Origin of the sequence: Pseudomonas koreensis (assembly GCF_025447595.1) — a bacterium.
GTDB lineage: Bacteria > Pseudomonadota > Gammaproteobacteria > Pseudomonadales > Pseudomonadaceae > Aquipseudomonas > Aquipseudomonas koreensis_H.
Window position 1 is genome coordinate 1 of sequence record NZ_JAOEJU010000025.1, and the last position, 14,317, is coordinate 14,317.

Below are 14,317 nucleotides of genomic sequence, written 5' to 3' on the forward strand. Positions count from 1 at the left end.
CACTCGTAGCTCAGCTGGATAGAGTACTCGGCTACGAACCGAGCGGTCACAGGTTCGAATCCTGTCGAGTGCACCATATACCGAAAAGCCCGCGTTTAGCGCGGGCTTTTTGCTGTCCGGGATTTGAGTTTTCCCGTCACGCATCCTTTCTCATCAAAATCGATTTGAGCACTGCGGCCTCGCTTGAGGTCGTAACGATAAGTCGTTGCCGAATTGCGGATGCTCACCTTGTCAGGTTTGCCCAGAGCGCTTTCAACATCCTGTTGGTTCATGCCGGCGATTATTCGTTGATTGATGATCGCCTCGCGTTTCTGTCGCGCGTCGATCAAATCTCCGCATTTGTCCTGGGTGCGCCCGACGACGGCCATTTCTCGTTTTCTGATATTCATACCGGACATTTCTTCGTGCCGGGCTTCGGGTATCAGGGTGACTGTCGAGCCGGGCGAGTAGGGGTGAACTTCCTGCAATGAAAGGTGCTCATCGTTCGCGCAACTCAATGTAGTGAACGTGACGCTCCCATTAGAAGCTTCGCAGCGATGAAGTGTCATTGCGCTCCCGATGGTAGGGAGGCAGAGCAGGGTGGTCAGCATGTATCGGGTTGTTGTCGATGGCATTCGGCGTCCTCCGTGACGATCCTTATCAAGCGTAGCCAGCAGTTTTTTCACCGCCGGTGTGTTTTCTTTTCAGGATGAGTCGTCGCAGTGTGAAGGGTCAGGACAGCGCTTAGCTTTGTCTCGCAAGCACTTGTTTCAGCCACTATTTTTTAACGTTTAAAAACGGCAAGCGGTGTATCATTGCGCCCGTCAGCCCCGCCGGGGCTTATGGAAAAATTCCATGGACTTACCCAGTAGTTACTCAATAGCCCGTTTCACCAATCATGAATTGACTGATTGATCCTTCCGGCGTGCCCCGCTGCTGGGAGTGGAGTTCGCCTATGTCCGAAATCGAAGTAAAGAAAACACAGGAAAGCCTGCAGGATCGCCTAGCTCAGGTCGTCGAGCTGCTGCAGCGCCAGCGGGTCGTCGAAGACCTGACCCATCGCCAGGAAGGCCCGCATCATGACCGGGTCGAGAACCTGGTCCACCGGCAAAACCTCGTTGAGCTGCAACGCAAGCTCGATGATCTGCACTCCGCCGACGTCGCCTACATTCTTGAAGCCCTGCCGCTGGACGATCGTCTGACGCTCTGGCAACTGGTCAAGGCCGATCGCGACGGCGATATTCTTCTCGAAGTATCCGACTCTGTCCGTGAAACGCTGATCGCCGACATGGACGATCACGAGCTCCTGGCTGCAGCCAAGGACATGGATGCCGACGAACTTGCTGACCTGGCCTCCGAGCTGCCGCGAGACGTCGTCCATGAGCTGATGGAGACGCTGGACCAGCAGCAACGCGAACGTGTGCGTTCGGCCCTCTCCTACGACGAGGAGCAGGTCGGTGCGCTGATGGACTTCGAGATGGTGACCATCCGTGAGGATGTCAGTCTCGAAGTGGTTCTGCGTTACCTGCGTCGCCTCAAAGAATTGCCGGGCCATACCGACAAACTGTTCGTCGTCGACTACGACGGCGTGCTCAAGGGCGTGCTGCCGATCAAGCGTTTGCTGGTGAATGACCCGGAGAAACAGGTTTCCGAAGTCATGGCCAGTGACCCGGTGAGTTTTCACCCGGACGAAGACGCCTACGACGCCGCTCAGGCGTTCGAACGTTACGACTTGATCTCGGCCCCGGTGGTCGACAAGAACGGCAAGCTGATCGGCCGTCTGACCATCGACGAGATGGTCGACCTGATTCGTGAGGAGAGCGAAAGCGAAGTCCTCAACATGGCGGGTCTGCGTGAAGAGGAAGACATCTTCGCCTCCGTCTGGAAGTCCCTGCGCAACCGTTGGGCGTGGCTGGCGATCAACCTGATCACGGCATTCGTCGCATCGCGGGTGATCGGTCTGTTCGAAGGTTCGATCGAGAAGCTGGTGGCCCTGGCGGCGCTGATGCCGATCGTGGCGGGCATCGGCGGCAACTCCGGCAACCAGACGATCACCATGATCGTTCGCGCCATGGCGCTCGATCAGGTCAGTACCGGCAATACCTCGCGCCTGATGCGCAAGGAGCTGGCTGTCGCGTTGATCAACGGCCTGGTCTGGGGTGGGGTGATCGGCGTGGTCGCGTACATGCTTTATGGCAGTTGGTCGCTGGGCGTTGTGATGACGGCTGCGATGACGCTGAACTTGTTGTTGGCGGCGTTGATGGGGGTCTTGATCCCGATGACCCTGGCGAAAATGGGGCGCGATCCGGCGATGGGCGCCAGCGTGATGATCACTGCCATGACCGACAGTGGTGGTTTCTTCATCTTCCTGGGGCTGGCGACGATTTTCCTGCTCTGACCGACATCATTGAAACAGCCCGCCGATTGGCGGGCTTTTTTTCGTCCTTGAAAAACTCAAATTGCGGGCAAAAAAAAGCCAGCATTCATGCTGGCTTGAGATGTTCGGTTTGGCTCAGGAAGCGTCAGCAGCCATTTCGGCATCGTGAGCGATCAGCGAAACCAGTGCGTTTTGCTGGCGATGGGAGAGTTGGCGGAAGCGTTGCAGCAGCTCGCGTTCGTGCAGCGACAGCTCCGGGCTGTCCAGGCGCATGCTCAGCTCTTCGCCCAGTGCACCTTCCTGAATAAGACTCTGCTCAAGGCGCGCAATGATCTCGGAGTTCATGCTGCGATGATGATTGCGAGCCACCTCGGCAATGCGTTCACGCATTCCGTCTGGCAGACGTACGACGAACTTGTCAGCCGTACGGCTGGAATAAATTGCCTGTTTCAATGGGCGCATATATTTAACCGGTTAGTTCAGGGGAGCGGTTCTCGGGATTGGCCGCAGGATGAGTGGTAGGACAAGCATCCGCGCCAAATGGTTCAACCTGAATTGTTAAGAGGCGCGCATCATGCCTCAAAATTGCCAGATCATTGGCGTCAATTCTGTGACAAATATTGATCCGGGTAAAGGCGTAATGCCAGCACCAATTATCAGAAATGCGGACTGGTTTGAAAAGAAAGCATCGGCCCGTATCGCTGACCGCGTCCTGAAACACGTCGACTGATGCCCGAAGGCGTCAGAACGTGCATGCTATGCGGGTTGAATCGTTGTTCCTTACCTTGTACAGGATAGTGGCAAATGGCCGATTTACTAGGGGCAAATGCCCGCCGGAGGGCGTTTTCAGGATGGATGGCAGGCTGATTTACCTCATGGGACCCTCTGGCTCCGGCAAGGACAGTCTGATCGAGGCTGCGCGTGCGCCTCTGAGGGCGCTGAACTGCGAAATAATCAGACGAGTGATCACCCGTTCGGCCGAATCCGTGGGCGAGGATGCGATCGGCGTGACGCCCCGGGAGTTCGAGCAACGTCAGCGTGCTGGCGAGTTTTCGCTGGCGTGGGAGGCCAATGGTCTCGCTTACGGGATTCCTGTGGAAATGGATCAATGGTTGCAAACCGGCAAACACGTCCTGGTGAACGGTTCTCGGGCGAATCTTCGGCAAGCGCTGGAACGCTACCCGACGCTGGTGCCGGTGCTGCTGACGGTCAGGGATGATGTCTTGCGTGAGCGCCTGCTCCGGCGTGGTCGGGAGACGCTTGAGCAGATCGATGCGAGGCTGGCCCGTAACACGCTGTTCAAGGACAGGCGTTCAACAGACAGCCCTGTGCACCTGATCGACAACTCGGGCGACCTGGCCGTTGCCGTCAATCATCTACTGGAACTGGTCAGGTTCAGCGCAATACCGGATCAAACTTGATCTTGCGTCCGGCCACCAGCGCCAATACGAACAGTGCCGAAAAGACGCCGCATCCGATCAGGGGCAGGGATATTTCGGTTTCCTCGAACAGCGAAAAATGACTGAGGCCACTCAATAAGGCGAGGATCAGAAATCCTGCAGCTGACTTGGACATGCTGTACTCCTGAAGATATTTCAAAACACCAGACGTTCAGTCGAACGCGCCGGCAACGCCTGTTCAGACTCGCTGACGGCTTGTGGTGCGAAGCTCTGATCGCTCAACACCGCCCATTGCGGCGCCTTCTGCACTTGCAGGTAATGCGGCATGCGCGCGGCCACTTTCTCGTTGTCCTCGGGGACGAAGTGAAAGCCCACCAGGACAGCCAGTGCGATTGCGTTTGCGAACACGAGGGCGCTGTTCATCAGACGAGTCTCCGATTGTTCTTGTATAAGAACCGGTAAAGCAGCCGTCGTGCCAATAGTCTAACCGCTGTTAAGTCCTTTAAAAACAAGCATTTAACAGGGTTTTTCGGAGAGGTCGCATTGCATTCTGCAATGATGGCTTTTTGCGAGGATGCAAATTGCACGGTAAAACATCCGGCACCCTTGCAAGGCGCCTGCCTACACTTAAAAAGCCCTGCGGACGACATGACAAATCAGGGCCCTGCCGTTAACATGCACGCCGTCTGTCGAACCGACAGTCCTGTGTCTCAGTAGCTCAATTGGATAGAGCATCCCCCTCCTAAGGGGAAGGTTGGCAGTTCGAACCTGCCCTGGGACACCAAATAAATGAAAGCCCCGCGCAGAGTGATCTGGCGGGGCTTTTTCGTGGTTGTGCGAATGATTACAGCTTGAAGCGGCTCACCAGCGTATTGAACGAAGCCGCGAGGTTCGATAGTTCCTGGGTTGAAGCGCTTGTCTGATGTGCGCCTGCTGCGGTCTGGGTGGAAAGATCCTGGATGTTCACCAGATTGCGATCCACCTCGCGGGCAACGTGGGCCTGCTCTTCCGAAGCTGTGGCGATAACGAGGTTGCGGTCGTTGATCTGCGAGATGCCGTCAGCAATCAGTTCCAGTGCCTGGCCCGTAGCCTGTGCCAGTGTCTGGGTTTCGCTGACCAGGGACTGGCTTTTGCCCATGGCGCCGACCGCGTCGTCGGCACTGCTGCGGACGCTGTTGATCATGCCTTCGATCTCTCCTGTCGAGGCTTGTGTCCTCGCCGCCAGAGCGCGAACTTCATCGGCGACCACGGCAAAACCTCGTCCTTGTTCGCCTGCACGTGCTGCTTCAATGGCGGCGTTCAGCGCCAGTAGGTTGGTCTGCTCGGCGATGCCCCGGATCACGTCCAGAACCTTGCCGATATCCCGCACCTGCTCGGCCAGATCCTTGACCATGGTGGTCGAGGTGGCGATTTCCGTTGTCGCGTGGTTGATCGCTGCGACAGCGTTGCGCGCCTGGTCGCGTCCCGTGGTGGCCTGTTGACTGGTCGCCTGGGAGGCCTCTGAGGTGGAAACGGCATTGCGTGCGACCTCTTCGACGGCGGAAGTCATTTCTGTAACGGCGGTGGCGGCCTGTTGGATTTCATCGTTCTGACGCAGCAGGCCACGGCTACCGTTGTCGGTCACGGCAGTGAGCTCTTCTGCGGCGGAGGCCAGTTGATCAGCTGCACTGGCAATCTGTTGGATCGTACTTTTCAGGCTGCCCTGCATTTCGGCCAGAGCGGTGAGCAGTTGCCCGGCCTCATCGCGACCGCTGCTGACAATGTGCTGGGTCAGGTCGCCACCGGCGATGCTCCGAGCACTTTCAACAGCTCTGGAAATGGGGCGGCTGATGAGTCGGCTGATGAACAGACCAAGCAAGATCGCTGTGATGAATGCCAGCACGATCCCTATATAGAGTGAGGTCTTGGCGGACGATTCCGTCAGGATCGATTGCTTTGCCGCTTCGCTGACTTGCAGATCGTTGGAGTTGGTCATCACGGTCAATTCGTCCATAACGACGCGATAGGTTTTCTGCAGATCGCCCAACAGTAATTCGCGGCCGTTTTCCAGGTCTCCGGCTTTCATCAGGGCCAGATACCTCTGCACGATTGCCTGATAAACGGGCCAGGCTTTTTCCATTCTGTCGCCCGCCGCGCGCTCATCATCGGCTAGCTGGGTCTTTCTGTATTCGGCGAAGGCTTTTTCGCTCGCCAACTGGTTGGCACTCATGGAGGCGAGGAATTCGTCTTTCGTGCTCTGAGGCAAGCCGGCGGCCGTGGCTACGTAAAGTCGATACATATCCCGGGTCTGTCCTACGGCCTTGATTTTCGTCTGCGCAATGTTGGCGACAGCGACGAGGTTGTTGCTGAACACCGATCTCAGGCTCGCCGAGAGCTCGGTCACGCCGCGGCTCCCAAGCAGGCCGACCCCCAGGGTGATAACGGCGCACGTGGCGAAAGCGGTGATCAATTTTGTCGAGAGTCTTGCGTCATTCAACCAACTCATAAAGGGCGTCCTGCTGGCATGTGGTGAGATGTGGCGGTCCATAAATACAGTCAAAAAATGTATTGTTGTCGTACATCTTTCGGCTGCGGCGTCCACAACTGAAGGGTTAAAAGTTGTTTCTATCGTGAATGAGTTCACCAGGTAAACCTTCGTAACACCTTATTTAGAGCTTTCAGCACATACATACAAAAGATGGCACTTGGCCTTTTCTATTTGTTGCCAAGTGTGACATTGTGTGGAATATTCCCAAAAATACATATGACATCGTACCTCTTCGCCCTTGTTGCTCAAGAAGGTGAAGACACTGTGTTCGTGCATTTCAGAACCGTGAAAAAAAGAACAGAACAGCCTAGGTAGGACACATGTCGCGTCGCAATGAGAAAGGGAAAGGCAAGGGGGGCATCCTTGCGGGATTGATTACGCTGATGATTGCAACATCCGGCTCGGCACAGGGTGAAACGCTCGACAGCACGGCGTCTCCCGGCAAACGCCTGGCCGTTGCTGCCGATTGCGTGGCTTGCCATACGGCGCCGGGCGGCAAAGCTTTCGCGGGTGGATACCCGCTCAGCTCGCCGATGGGCGAGATTTTCTCGACCAACATCACCCCTTCAAAACGCTCGGGTATCGGCCATTACACGGCCGAGCAGTTCGCCCGGGCGGTGCGGGATGGAGTCGCCGCCGATGGCATCCGTCTATACCCGGCAATGCCCTATACCTCCTACTCGAAGATGACCGACAGCGACATCGCCGAGCTTTACGATTACTTCATGCATGAAGTCCCGGCGATCGATACGCCGAACCGTAAAACCGCTCTGGATTTTCCGTTCAATATCCGTGCTTCGATGATCGGTTGGAACGCGCTGTTCCACAGCGCGGCACGCTTCACTCCGGATCCGGCCAGGTCCGCGCAGGTCAACCGGGGCGATTATCTGGTCAATGGTCTGGCTCACTGCGACACCTGTCATACGCCGCGTAATGTGCTGATGGCGGCCGACAGCAGCAAACCGTTGGCCGGTGGATCGCTGGGCAGTTGGTATGCGCCCAATATCACGTCCGACAAAGTCAGCGGGATTGGTGCCTGGTCGAGCGACGAGATCGTGGCCTACCTGCGTACCGGTCACGTATCAGGCAAGGCGCAGGCTGCCGGTCCGATGGCAGAAGCCGTGGAGAACAGCCTGCAGCATTTGGACGATGCGGACTTGGAAGCGATCGCAGCCTATCTTTTGCAAACCACGCCAATCAAGACGGGTGAGGCCAAAGCCCGGCACGAGTATGGTCAGGCCTCGGTTGATGAGTTGACACTGCGCGGTGGCAAACCTGAAGCCAATCCGGGCTGGCACATTTTCAGCGGCACCTGCGCCAACTGCCATCAGCCTGACGGTCAGGGCACCCGGGAATACCCTTCGCTGTTTCACAACACGGCCACCAGCCGCAGCGACAACCTGATCGCCGCCATCGTCTATGGCGTGCATCGCGAAGTCGACGGCGTGGCGATCGACATGCCGGCGTTCGGCCCGGACGCATTGTTTACTGACCGCCTGAGCGATCAGCAGATCGCCGACGTCAGCAACTATGTGCTGTCGCGTTATGGCAACCCCGATTCGGTTGTCACTGCGGCCGATGTGGCACAGGTGCGCGAAGGTGGTCCTGAGGCACCCTTGGCAATCATGGCGAAATTCACGATCCCGGCAATCATCCTCGTGTGCGTGCTGAGCGCTCTGGCGGCGATGGCTTTGATCTCTCGTCGGCGCAAGGAGGCCTGATTAATGGACACTTCAATGATGCACAAGCAAATGCCGGCTTCAGCCCAAAGTGCTGCCGGGTTTTCTCGCCGTAATCTGTTGCGCGGTTCCGTGACCTTGGGGCTGGCGGCAATGGTCGGGAGTGTTATGCCGTGGCAGTCGGTGCTGGCGGCTCAGGTTTCCAGCGACGATTTCATAGAGTTGTCGCGGTTTCTGGTGAGTCGCGCGGTCAATCCGGTTCTGGCCGCTCGTTATTACGCCGCGCTGGACAAGCGTGCCCCGAATTTTTCGACCAACGTGATCGCCCTGAAGCAATTGATCAGCACCCGAGGTTACAACCATGTGGACGAGTATCTGGCACAGCCGGATCCGGACCAATCGCTGAGAGCTACAGCCACGAGCATCATTTCAGCCTGGTATCTCGGGATTGTCGGTGAGCTGGCGGAGGCCGAACTGGTCAGTTATTCCCACGCCATGATGTACCAGCCCACTCACGGCATTCTCATCATCCCAACCTACGGTGGCGGCCCGGATTCATGGGGTCCCAAACCAGCAGCTATCCAGGATTCGAACGTATGAGCAGCGATCAATTCGACGCCGATGTGGTTATCATCGGCTCCGGTGTCATGGGCGGTCTGATCGCCACGGGCCTGGCCAAGGCGAACAAATCGGTGATCGTGCTCGAGGCTGGCCCCCGGGTGAATCGTCGTGATGTGGTGGAAACGTTCCGCAATGCGCCGGTGAAGCTTTCGCTGGCGAATGCCAAGTTGCAGGGCGCCGGATCGCCTTATCCGAGCATGCCCCATGCACCGTCTACCTATGGCGACTATCTGCAGCAAGTCGGGCCGGTGAAATACAATACCTCTTACCTGCGCGTGGTCGGTGGCACCACCTGGCATTTCGGTTCTTCCCTGTGGCGAATGCTGCCCAACGATTTTCGTCTCAAGTCGTTGTATGGCCGTGGTCGTGACTGGCCGATCAGTTATGACGAGCTGGAACCGTATTACGCTCGGGCTGAAATCGAACTGGGCGTTTCCGGTGTCGACGGCCAGGACGAAAGCGGGCAGGGCGGGGACGCCTATCCGCCGCGCTCGATACCCTATCCGATGGAGGGCCTGAAACCGAGCTACATGTTCAAGCGCCTTTCCGAAATGCTCAGCAAGGGCGGGTATAACCCGATCCTCGAGCCGAATGGCCGGGCGACCCGCCCCTATGGCAAGCGACCTCCCTGCGCTGGCAACAACAATTGCAACCCGGTGTGCCCGATTGCAGCCAAGTACGACGGATCGATGCATATCGATGAGGCCGAGCGCCATGGCGCCAAGGTGCTGGACAACTCCGTCGTCTACAAAATCGAGGCGGGCGATGACGGCAAGATCACTGCGATCTGGTACATGCGCCCCGACAAGTCCACGCACAAACTGACGGCACGTGCTTTCGTACTGGCGGCCTACGGTATCGAGTCGCCGAAGTTGTTGCTGATGTCGACCTCGGAAAAGTACCCGAACGGGATTGCCAACTCCTCGGATCAGGTCGGGCGAAACCTGATGGACCACACCGGCATCAGCATGAACGTCATGACCAAGGAAGACATGTGGCCGGGCGAAGGGCCGACGCAATTGCTGGTCTATCTGAACAGTCGCGATGGCGCGTTCCGCAACGATTACCCGAGCTACAAGATCAAGGTGCGCAACACCGTGCCGACGTCGCAAATTACCTCGAACCTGATCGCCAAAGGCGTGCTGGGCTCGAAGCTTGACGAGCAGATCCGACTGCAGTCGGCGCGCTCCCTGAACTGGGCTGTCGATTTCGAAACCCTGCCACTGCCGGAAAACCGGGTCACCCCGAGCAAGACCAAGTTCGACGCCATCGGCCTGCCGGTTCCGGAAATCTACTACAGCGTTCCCGAGTACTGGCACGCCGGTAAAGAGAAGGCGCTGGAAGACTTCAAGCAATTCGCCAAACTGCTCGACGCCGACATTCTCAGCACGGACGTCGGCTTCCAGAACCGTCAGCACATCATGGGTACTACCATCATGGGCGATGATCCGAAGGACTCGGTGGTGGATCGCGATTGCCGCAGTCACGACCATTCAAACCTGTTTATTGCAGGGACCAGCGTCATGCCGTCGTCGTCATGCGTGAACCCGACACTGACAGGTGCGGCGTTGAGTATTCGAATCGCCGATGTGTTGGTGGCGGAGGTCTGATCGGGTAGGCGCCACGCCATTAGGTGCGCAGAGATTTGAGCACTGACTGGAAAGCCCCGCGCAGAGTGATCTGGCGGGGCTTTTTGCTGCGTGGGAAAAGACCTAGAACGTCTCGGCGCCACCTTCGGCTTTGCCGATCGATGTGCCGACCTCGGTTATATGGCGACGCCCGTTGACCGTGTATCCGCGCTCCTGGCCTTCGGCTTCTGGCTTGCGCATCGTCAGTTTTGCGAAGAGCCCGTTCTTTTCATCGTAGCTACCGAACCAGTTGATCAGTCTTGCGATATAACAATCATCGCCAATGATCACGGGGAAATCGGCGACAGGTTCGATCGCGTAGTAGCTCGCACCGTAGCCGTAATACTCCTCAATGTCCCTGGCGGATTGGGGGATGGGGCAGAGCGGTTTTTTCTGCTGTTCCGTCATCCCGGCATTTGCGTTTGAACCGGTCACAGCTTTGGTGAGTATCTTCTGCAGGGACGGCTCCAGCTCGTAGGCTTTATCGCTGTCCTCAATGTACTGAGTGTGTGGAACGGTCAGTTGGTAGTGGTAGCGCACGCGGACACTCGGCACCTGCCGATTGATCTTCAGGGGATTGAGCAGGTAGATCTGATCTTCGCCGTAGCTGCCGTTCTGGTAGGCGAAATAGATTCTTCCGCGAATACCAATCAGGTACACGGCCTGATTGGCACCGCGGTCATTCGTATAGAAAAGGACGCTGTCGTTGCCGGTCTGAGGGGCAATCTCAGCCATTCTCCTGATAAATCTGCCGTCGACCCGACGCCAGGTTTCCGTGTAATGAAACATCCCGGTGCCACCGGCGTAGGTTTCCACAATGAGGTCGCGCTGACCATCGCCATCCAGGTCAAGCAGGGTGTACGAGGTTTGGCCGGACTCTGAGGCTCCCTTGATGTCGGATGCTTGCAGTGCTTTCCACTCGTCTTGCGTGACATCTTTGGGAATCGTCTTGGGGAAGAGCGGTTGCTCATCTTCATCCAGTTCGGCTGAAAATGAGCTGCCGACGTTGGCAAGGGTCAGAGAATTCAGCGCCCGCTCCAGCGCAAACTCAGGACTCTTCTCGCTCATCTCCCGAACCCGCTGCTGCAGATCCTCCATGACCTGTTTATCAACGTCGTCCGGTTTGTAGGCGACAGCCTCGATCCACTGCCCGTGCAATACCTGCAAACGCTCCTGATAACGCTGGCTCAGACAACTGACCTCTTCGCCACATCGATCACGCTCCTTCAGCCACTGACGCTGGGACTTTTTAACTTCGGCCTGCACCGGCGCAGCCTTCATCAACTTCCGGTAAGCCGCCCCCATTCGCGCATCCAGTTCATACAACGGCTTGTCTACGCAAATCGCCTTCTCCACAACACTCGTAGCCTTTGTGCAGTCCATTCCGCTCGCCAGTGCCTGCTGAAAAAACAGCAGCGCACAGGCCGACACGATGTAGCGTCCCTTGATGTACACGATTAATCCTTTGCCATTGGAAGTTGAGAACCGCCGCGCAGGGTAATCCTTGCGCAATGAATCTTGAACCCCGCTTCAAGAGAACCGCTGATCCGGCCGATAACCCGTTCGGTGACTTCAGAGTCGCGCGAAATCGCTTGATAGCGTTTGGCCGGCAGCTATTATCTGCGCGCCTGAATTTGCCCTCGGCCCATCTTCTTCAATTGCCTGGACATCCTCGATGCTGTCGTATCACCAAAAGAGTTTTCTGATCGTCGATGATTTCTCGGATTTCCGCAGTTCCGTGCGTTCGATGTTGCGCGAGCTGGGCGTCAAGGATGTGGACACCGCCGACACCGGTGAGCAGGCGCTGAAAATGTGCGCGCAGAAGTCCTACGATTTCATCCTCCAGGATTTCCACCTCGGTGACGGCAAGAAGAACGGTCAACAGGTGCTGGAAGACCTGATGATGGAGAAGCTGATCAGTCACGAAGCGGTGTTCGTGATGGTCACCGCCGAAACCAGTCAGGCGATGGTGCTCAGTGCCTTGGAGCACGAGCCGGATGCCTATCTGACCAAGCCGTTCAACCGAATCGGCCTGGCGCAGCGCCTGGAGCGTCTTGAGCAGCGCAAGACTTTGCTCAAACCGATTCTGCAGGCCCTCGACCGTGGCAAGCCGGTGGAAGTGCTCAACGCCTGCATTGCTCTGTGCAAGCAGGACATTCGCTATTCACCGTTGTGCCTGCGTTATCGCGCCGATGCTTTACGCGACATGAATCAGAACGAAGCACTTGAGCGCCTTTACGACAGCATCATCGCCGACCGCCCTTTGCCATGGGCGTTTGCCGGTTTGGGCAAGTTGTTGTTCAAGCGCGGGCAGGTCAGCCAGGCCAAGGGTGTTTACGAGAAAGCCTTGAAAACGTTCCCGATGATGCCGGCGCTGTATGACGGTATGGCCGACGTGTTGGTCGCCGAAGGTGATACCAAAGGCGCGCAGCAAGTGCTGGAGGAAGCCATTCGCCTGTCGCCGCTGGCGGTGCGTCGTCAGGCACTGCTGGGCAAACTGGCGATGGCCAACGAAGATTTCGAAACGGCTTCCCGCGCCTATCGGCAAGCGGTGAGTCAGGGCGCGCAGTCGCGCTTCAAGGATCCGGAAAGCAATCTGGGCCTGGCTCATGCGCTGATCAGCAAAGGCAGCGAGCGCGGCCTCGATACCCGCACGCGTCTGGAGATCAACACCACCCTCAGTGCCGTGGCCAAGGAAAACCCGACCGATCCGGGCCTGCAGATTCGTGCGCGTCTGATGAAGGCCACCAGCCTGCTTCTCAACGACGCAGAGACCGCCGAAAAACTCACCGAACAAGCACTGATGCGTCTCGACGGCATGGAGCAGTTCATGAGCCCCGAGGCAGCGTTGCTGGTTGCCAAGCAATTGCAGATGCTCGGCCAGGCCGAGGCGGGCACTTCGATGCTCAAGAGCTGTGCGGAAATCTACGGCGATGACCCGACGGTGATGAAAGACATCGCCAAGCTCACCGACGACCCGACTATTCTCAGCTCCAGTAACGCTGCCGCCGACCTCAACCGTCAGGGCGTGCGCGTGTACAAGACCGGCAACCTGGTGGAGGCCCGCGAGGTCTTCCGCAAGGCGCTGAAGATGCAACCGAAGAACATCAGTATTGCGCTGAACATGGCCCAGTCGCTGCTGCACGGCACCGACACCAATGTGCCGTCGGCGGAGCTGGAAGAATGTCGGGCCTGCCTGAAACTGGTAGGCCTGATGCCCGACACCGACGCGCGTTACCCGCGTTATCAGAAGCTGAAAAGCAAGGCGTTTGGCGAATGAACCAAGACGAGCAGGCACTGGATTTTTCCACGGTGATCGCCTCCACCGTGCACGACATGAAGAACTCCCTGGCGATGCTGATGCAAGCCCACAGCCAATGGCTGGCGCGTCTGCCCGAGGCACAGCGCCAAGGGACGGAGCAGGGCGTGATCGATTTCGAGTTCGCCCACCTCAACGGCATGCTGGTGCAGTTGCTCGGGCTGTACAAGCTTGGGGTGAATCAGATGCCGTTGCAGCCGGCCTATCACGAGCTGGACGATTTCATCGAGGCGCAACTGGCGGCCCATCAGGAAGTGTTCGCCAGTCGCGGAATCATCGCCACTTACGAAGTCGATCCGCTCAGTCCCCTGGGGTTTTTCGATCGTGAACTGATCGCCTCCGTGCTGGGCAACTGCATCAACAACGCCATCCGTTATGCCCGCGAATCGTTGCTGATCACCGTCAGTGACGAAGCCGGGCAATTGGTGCTGAGCATCAATGACGACGGCGACGGTTACCCGGCCGAGATGCTCGAGCGTCAGGCTGATTATGTGCAGGGCATCAATCACAGCAGCGGCAGTACCGGGCTGGGCCTGTATTTCGCTGGACGTATTGCTGGCCTGCATCAGCGCAACGGCGTTGGCGGGCGGACTGAAATACGCAATGGCGGACCGTTGGGCGGCGGCGTGTTCAGCATTTACCTGCCCTGACGCACGGCTTTTTGTTTGACGCTGCTTGAAATTCCGAACAGCCGAAGCCTATTTTGTCCGGGTCGCCGTTCGCGGCTCGCACAATAACAAGGATTGCGTCATGACAACCGATGGCCAGCGTTCACTCGCGCAGCGAT

13 protein-coding genes and 1 tRNA gene are annotated in these 14,317 nt (G+C 57.6%); 8 read left to right on the forward strand and 6 right to left on the reverse strand.

All coding sequences use genetic code 11. The features are described from left to right. Positions 1 to 95: 95 nt before the first annotated feature. The gene (locus N8H71_RS23970) at positions 96 to 614 is read right to left on the reverse strand and encodes a cell envelope protein SmpA (RefSeq protein WP_262195913.1); all 519 of its coding nucleotides are present in this window, start codon (positions 612 to 614) and stop codon (positions 96 to 98) included. A gap of 320 nt (positions 615 to 934) precedes the next feature. Here N8H71_RS23970 and mgtE point away from each other — a divergent pair, with 320 nt between their 5' ends. After that, entirely contained in the window at positions 935 to 2,377 is a 1,443-nt protein-coding gene (mgtE, locus tag N8H71_RS23975; RefSeq protein WP_011335525.1) for a magnesium transporter, read from the forward strand. Between the two features lie 114 nt (positions 2,378 to 2,491). Here mgtE and N8H71_RS23980 read toward each other — a convergent pair whose 3' ends face one another. Next, on the reverse strand, positions 2,492 to 2,818 hold the full coding sequence (locus N8H71_RS23980; protein WP_003178899.1) for an Arc family DNA-binding protein: 327 nt from the start codon (positions 2,816 to 2,818) through the stop codon (positions 2,492 to 2,494). A gap of 389 nt (positions 2,819 to 3,207) precedes the next feature. Here N8H71_RS23980 and phnN point away from each other — a divergent pair, with 389 nt between their 5' ends. Further along, positions 3,208 to 3,777 carry a phosphonate metabolism protein/1,5-bisphosphokinase (PRPP-forming) PhnN gene (gene phnN, locus N8H71_RS23985; RefSeq protein ID WP_262195914.1) on the forward strand — a complete coding sequence of 190 codons (570 nt, stop codon included), beginning with the start codon at positions 3,208 to 3,210 and terminating at the stop codon, positions 3,775 to 3,777. Here the strand turns inward: phnN and N8H71_RS23990 are convergent. Then, complete coding sequence (locus tag N8H71_RS23990; protein WP_085683599.1) at positions 3,752 to 3,931, reverse strand: PA3371 family protein; 180 nt, start codon at positions 3,929 to 3,931, stop codon at positions 3,752 to 3,754. The two genes, phnN and N8H71_RS23990, sit on opposite strands and share 26 nt — an antisense overlap. Before the next feature lie 20 nt (positions 3,932 to 3,951). After that, entirely contained in the window at positions 3,952 to 4,179 is a 228-nt protein-coding gene (locus tag N8H71_RS23995; RefSeq protein WP_085683598.1) for a hypothetical protein, read from the reverse strand. A gap of 284 nt (positions 4,180 to 4,463) precedes the next feature. Between N8H71_RS23995 and N8H71_RS24000 the strand changes: the two genes are divergently transcribed. Continuing rightward, a tRNA-Arg gene (locus N8H71_RS24000) sits at positions 4,464 to 4,540 on the forward strand. Between the two features lie 60 nt (positions 4,541 to 4,600). Here the strand turns inward: N8H71_RS24000 and N8H71_RS24005 are convergent. Continuing rightward, complete coding sequence (locus tag N8H71_RS24005) at positions 4,601 to 6,241, reverse strand: methyl-accepting chemotaxis protein (protein ID WP_262195915.1); 1,641 nt, start codon at positions 6,239 to 6,241, stop codon at positions 4,601 to 4,603. Between the two features lie 362 nt (positions 6,242 to 6,603). On the opposite strand from N8H71_RS24005, the gene N8H71_RS24010 reads away from it, so the two are divergent. The 3 genes from N8H71_RS24010 to N8H71_RS24020 are packed head-to-tail and all read left to right on the forward strand — an operon-like array spanning position 6,604 to position 10,193. Then, positions 6,604 to 8,004 (forward strand): c-type cytochrome, encoded by a 1,401-nt coding sequence (locus N8H71_RS24010; RefSeq protein ID WP_262195916.1) that lies wholly within the window; start codon positions 6,604 to 6,606, stop codon positions 8,002 to 8,004. Between the two features lie 3 nt (positions 8,005 to 8,007). Then, positions 8,008 to 8,562 (forward strand): sorbitol dehydrogenase family protein, encoded by a 555-nt coding sequence (locus N8H71_RS24015; protein ID WP_262195917.1) that lies wholly within the window; start codon positions 8,008 to 8,010, stop codon positions 8,560 to 8,562. Further along, positions 8,559 to 10,193, forward strand: coding sequence for a GMC family oxidoreductase (locus tag N8H71_RS24020; RefSeq protein ID WP_262195918.1), 1,635 nt, complete (start codon positions 8,559 to 8,561; stop codon positions 10,191 to 10,193). Before N8H71_RS24015 ends, N8H71_RS24020 begins: the two co-directional genes overlap by 4 nt. A 102-nt stretch (positions 10,194 to 10,295) precedes the next feature. Here N8H71_RS24020 and N8H71_RS24025 read toward each other — a convergent pair whose 3' ends face one another. Continuing rightward, complete coding sequence (locus N8H71_RS24025) at positions 10,296 to 11,666, reverse strand: lysozyme inhibitor LprI family protein (protein WP_262195919.1); 1,371 nt, start codon at positions 11,664 to 11,666, stop codon at positions 10,296 to 10,298. 220 nt (positions 11,667 to 11,886) lie between these two features. On the opposite strand from N8H71_RS24025, the gene N8H71_RS24030 reads away from it, so the two are divergent. Together N8H71_RS24030 and N8H71_RS24035 are read left to right on the forward strand one after the other, a co-directional pair. After that, positions 11,887 to 13,491, forward strand: a complete 1,605-nt coding sequence (locus N8H71_RS24030) for a tetratricopeptide repeat-containing response regulator (protein ID WP_262195920.1) — start codon at positions 11,887 to 11,889, stop codon at positions 13,489 to 13,491. Next, entirely contained in the window at positions 13,488 to 14,180 is a 693-nt protein-coding gene (locus N8H71_RS24035) for a sensor histidine kinase (RefSeq protein ID WP_262195921.1), read from the forward strand. The genes N8H71_RS24030 and N8H71_RS24035 overlap by 4 nt, the downstream gene beginning before the upstream one ends. The last annotated feature ends 137 nt before the right edge of the window (positions 14,181 to 14,317 follow it).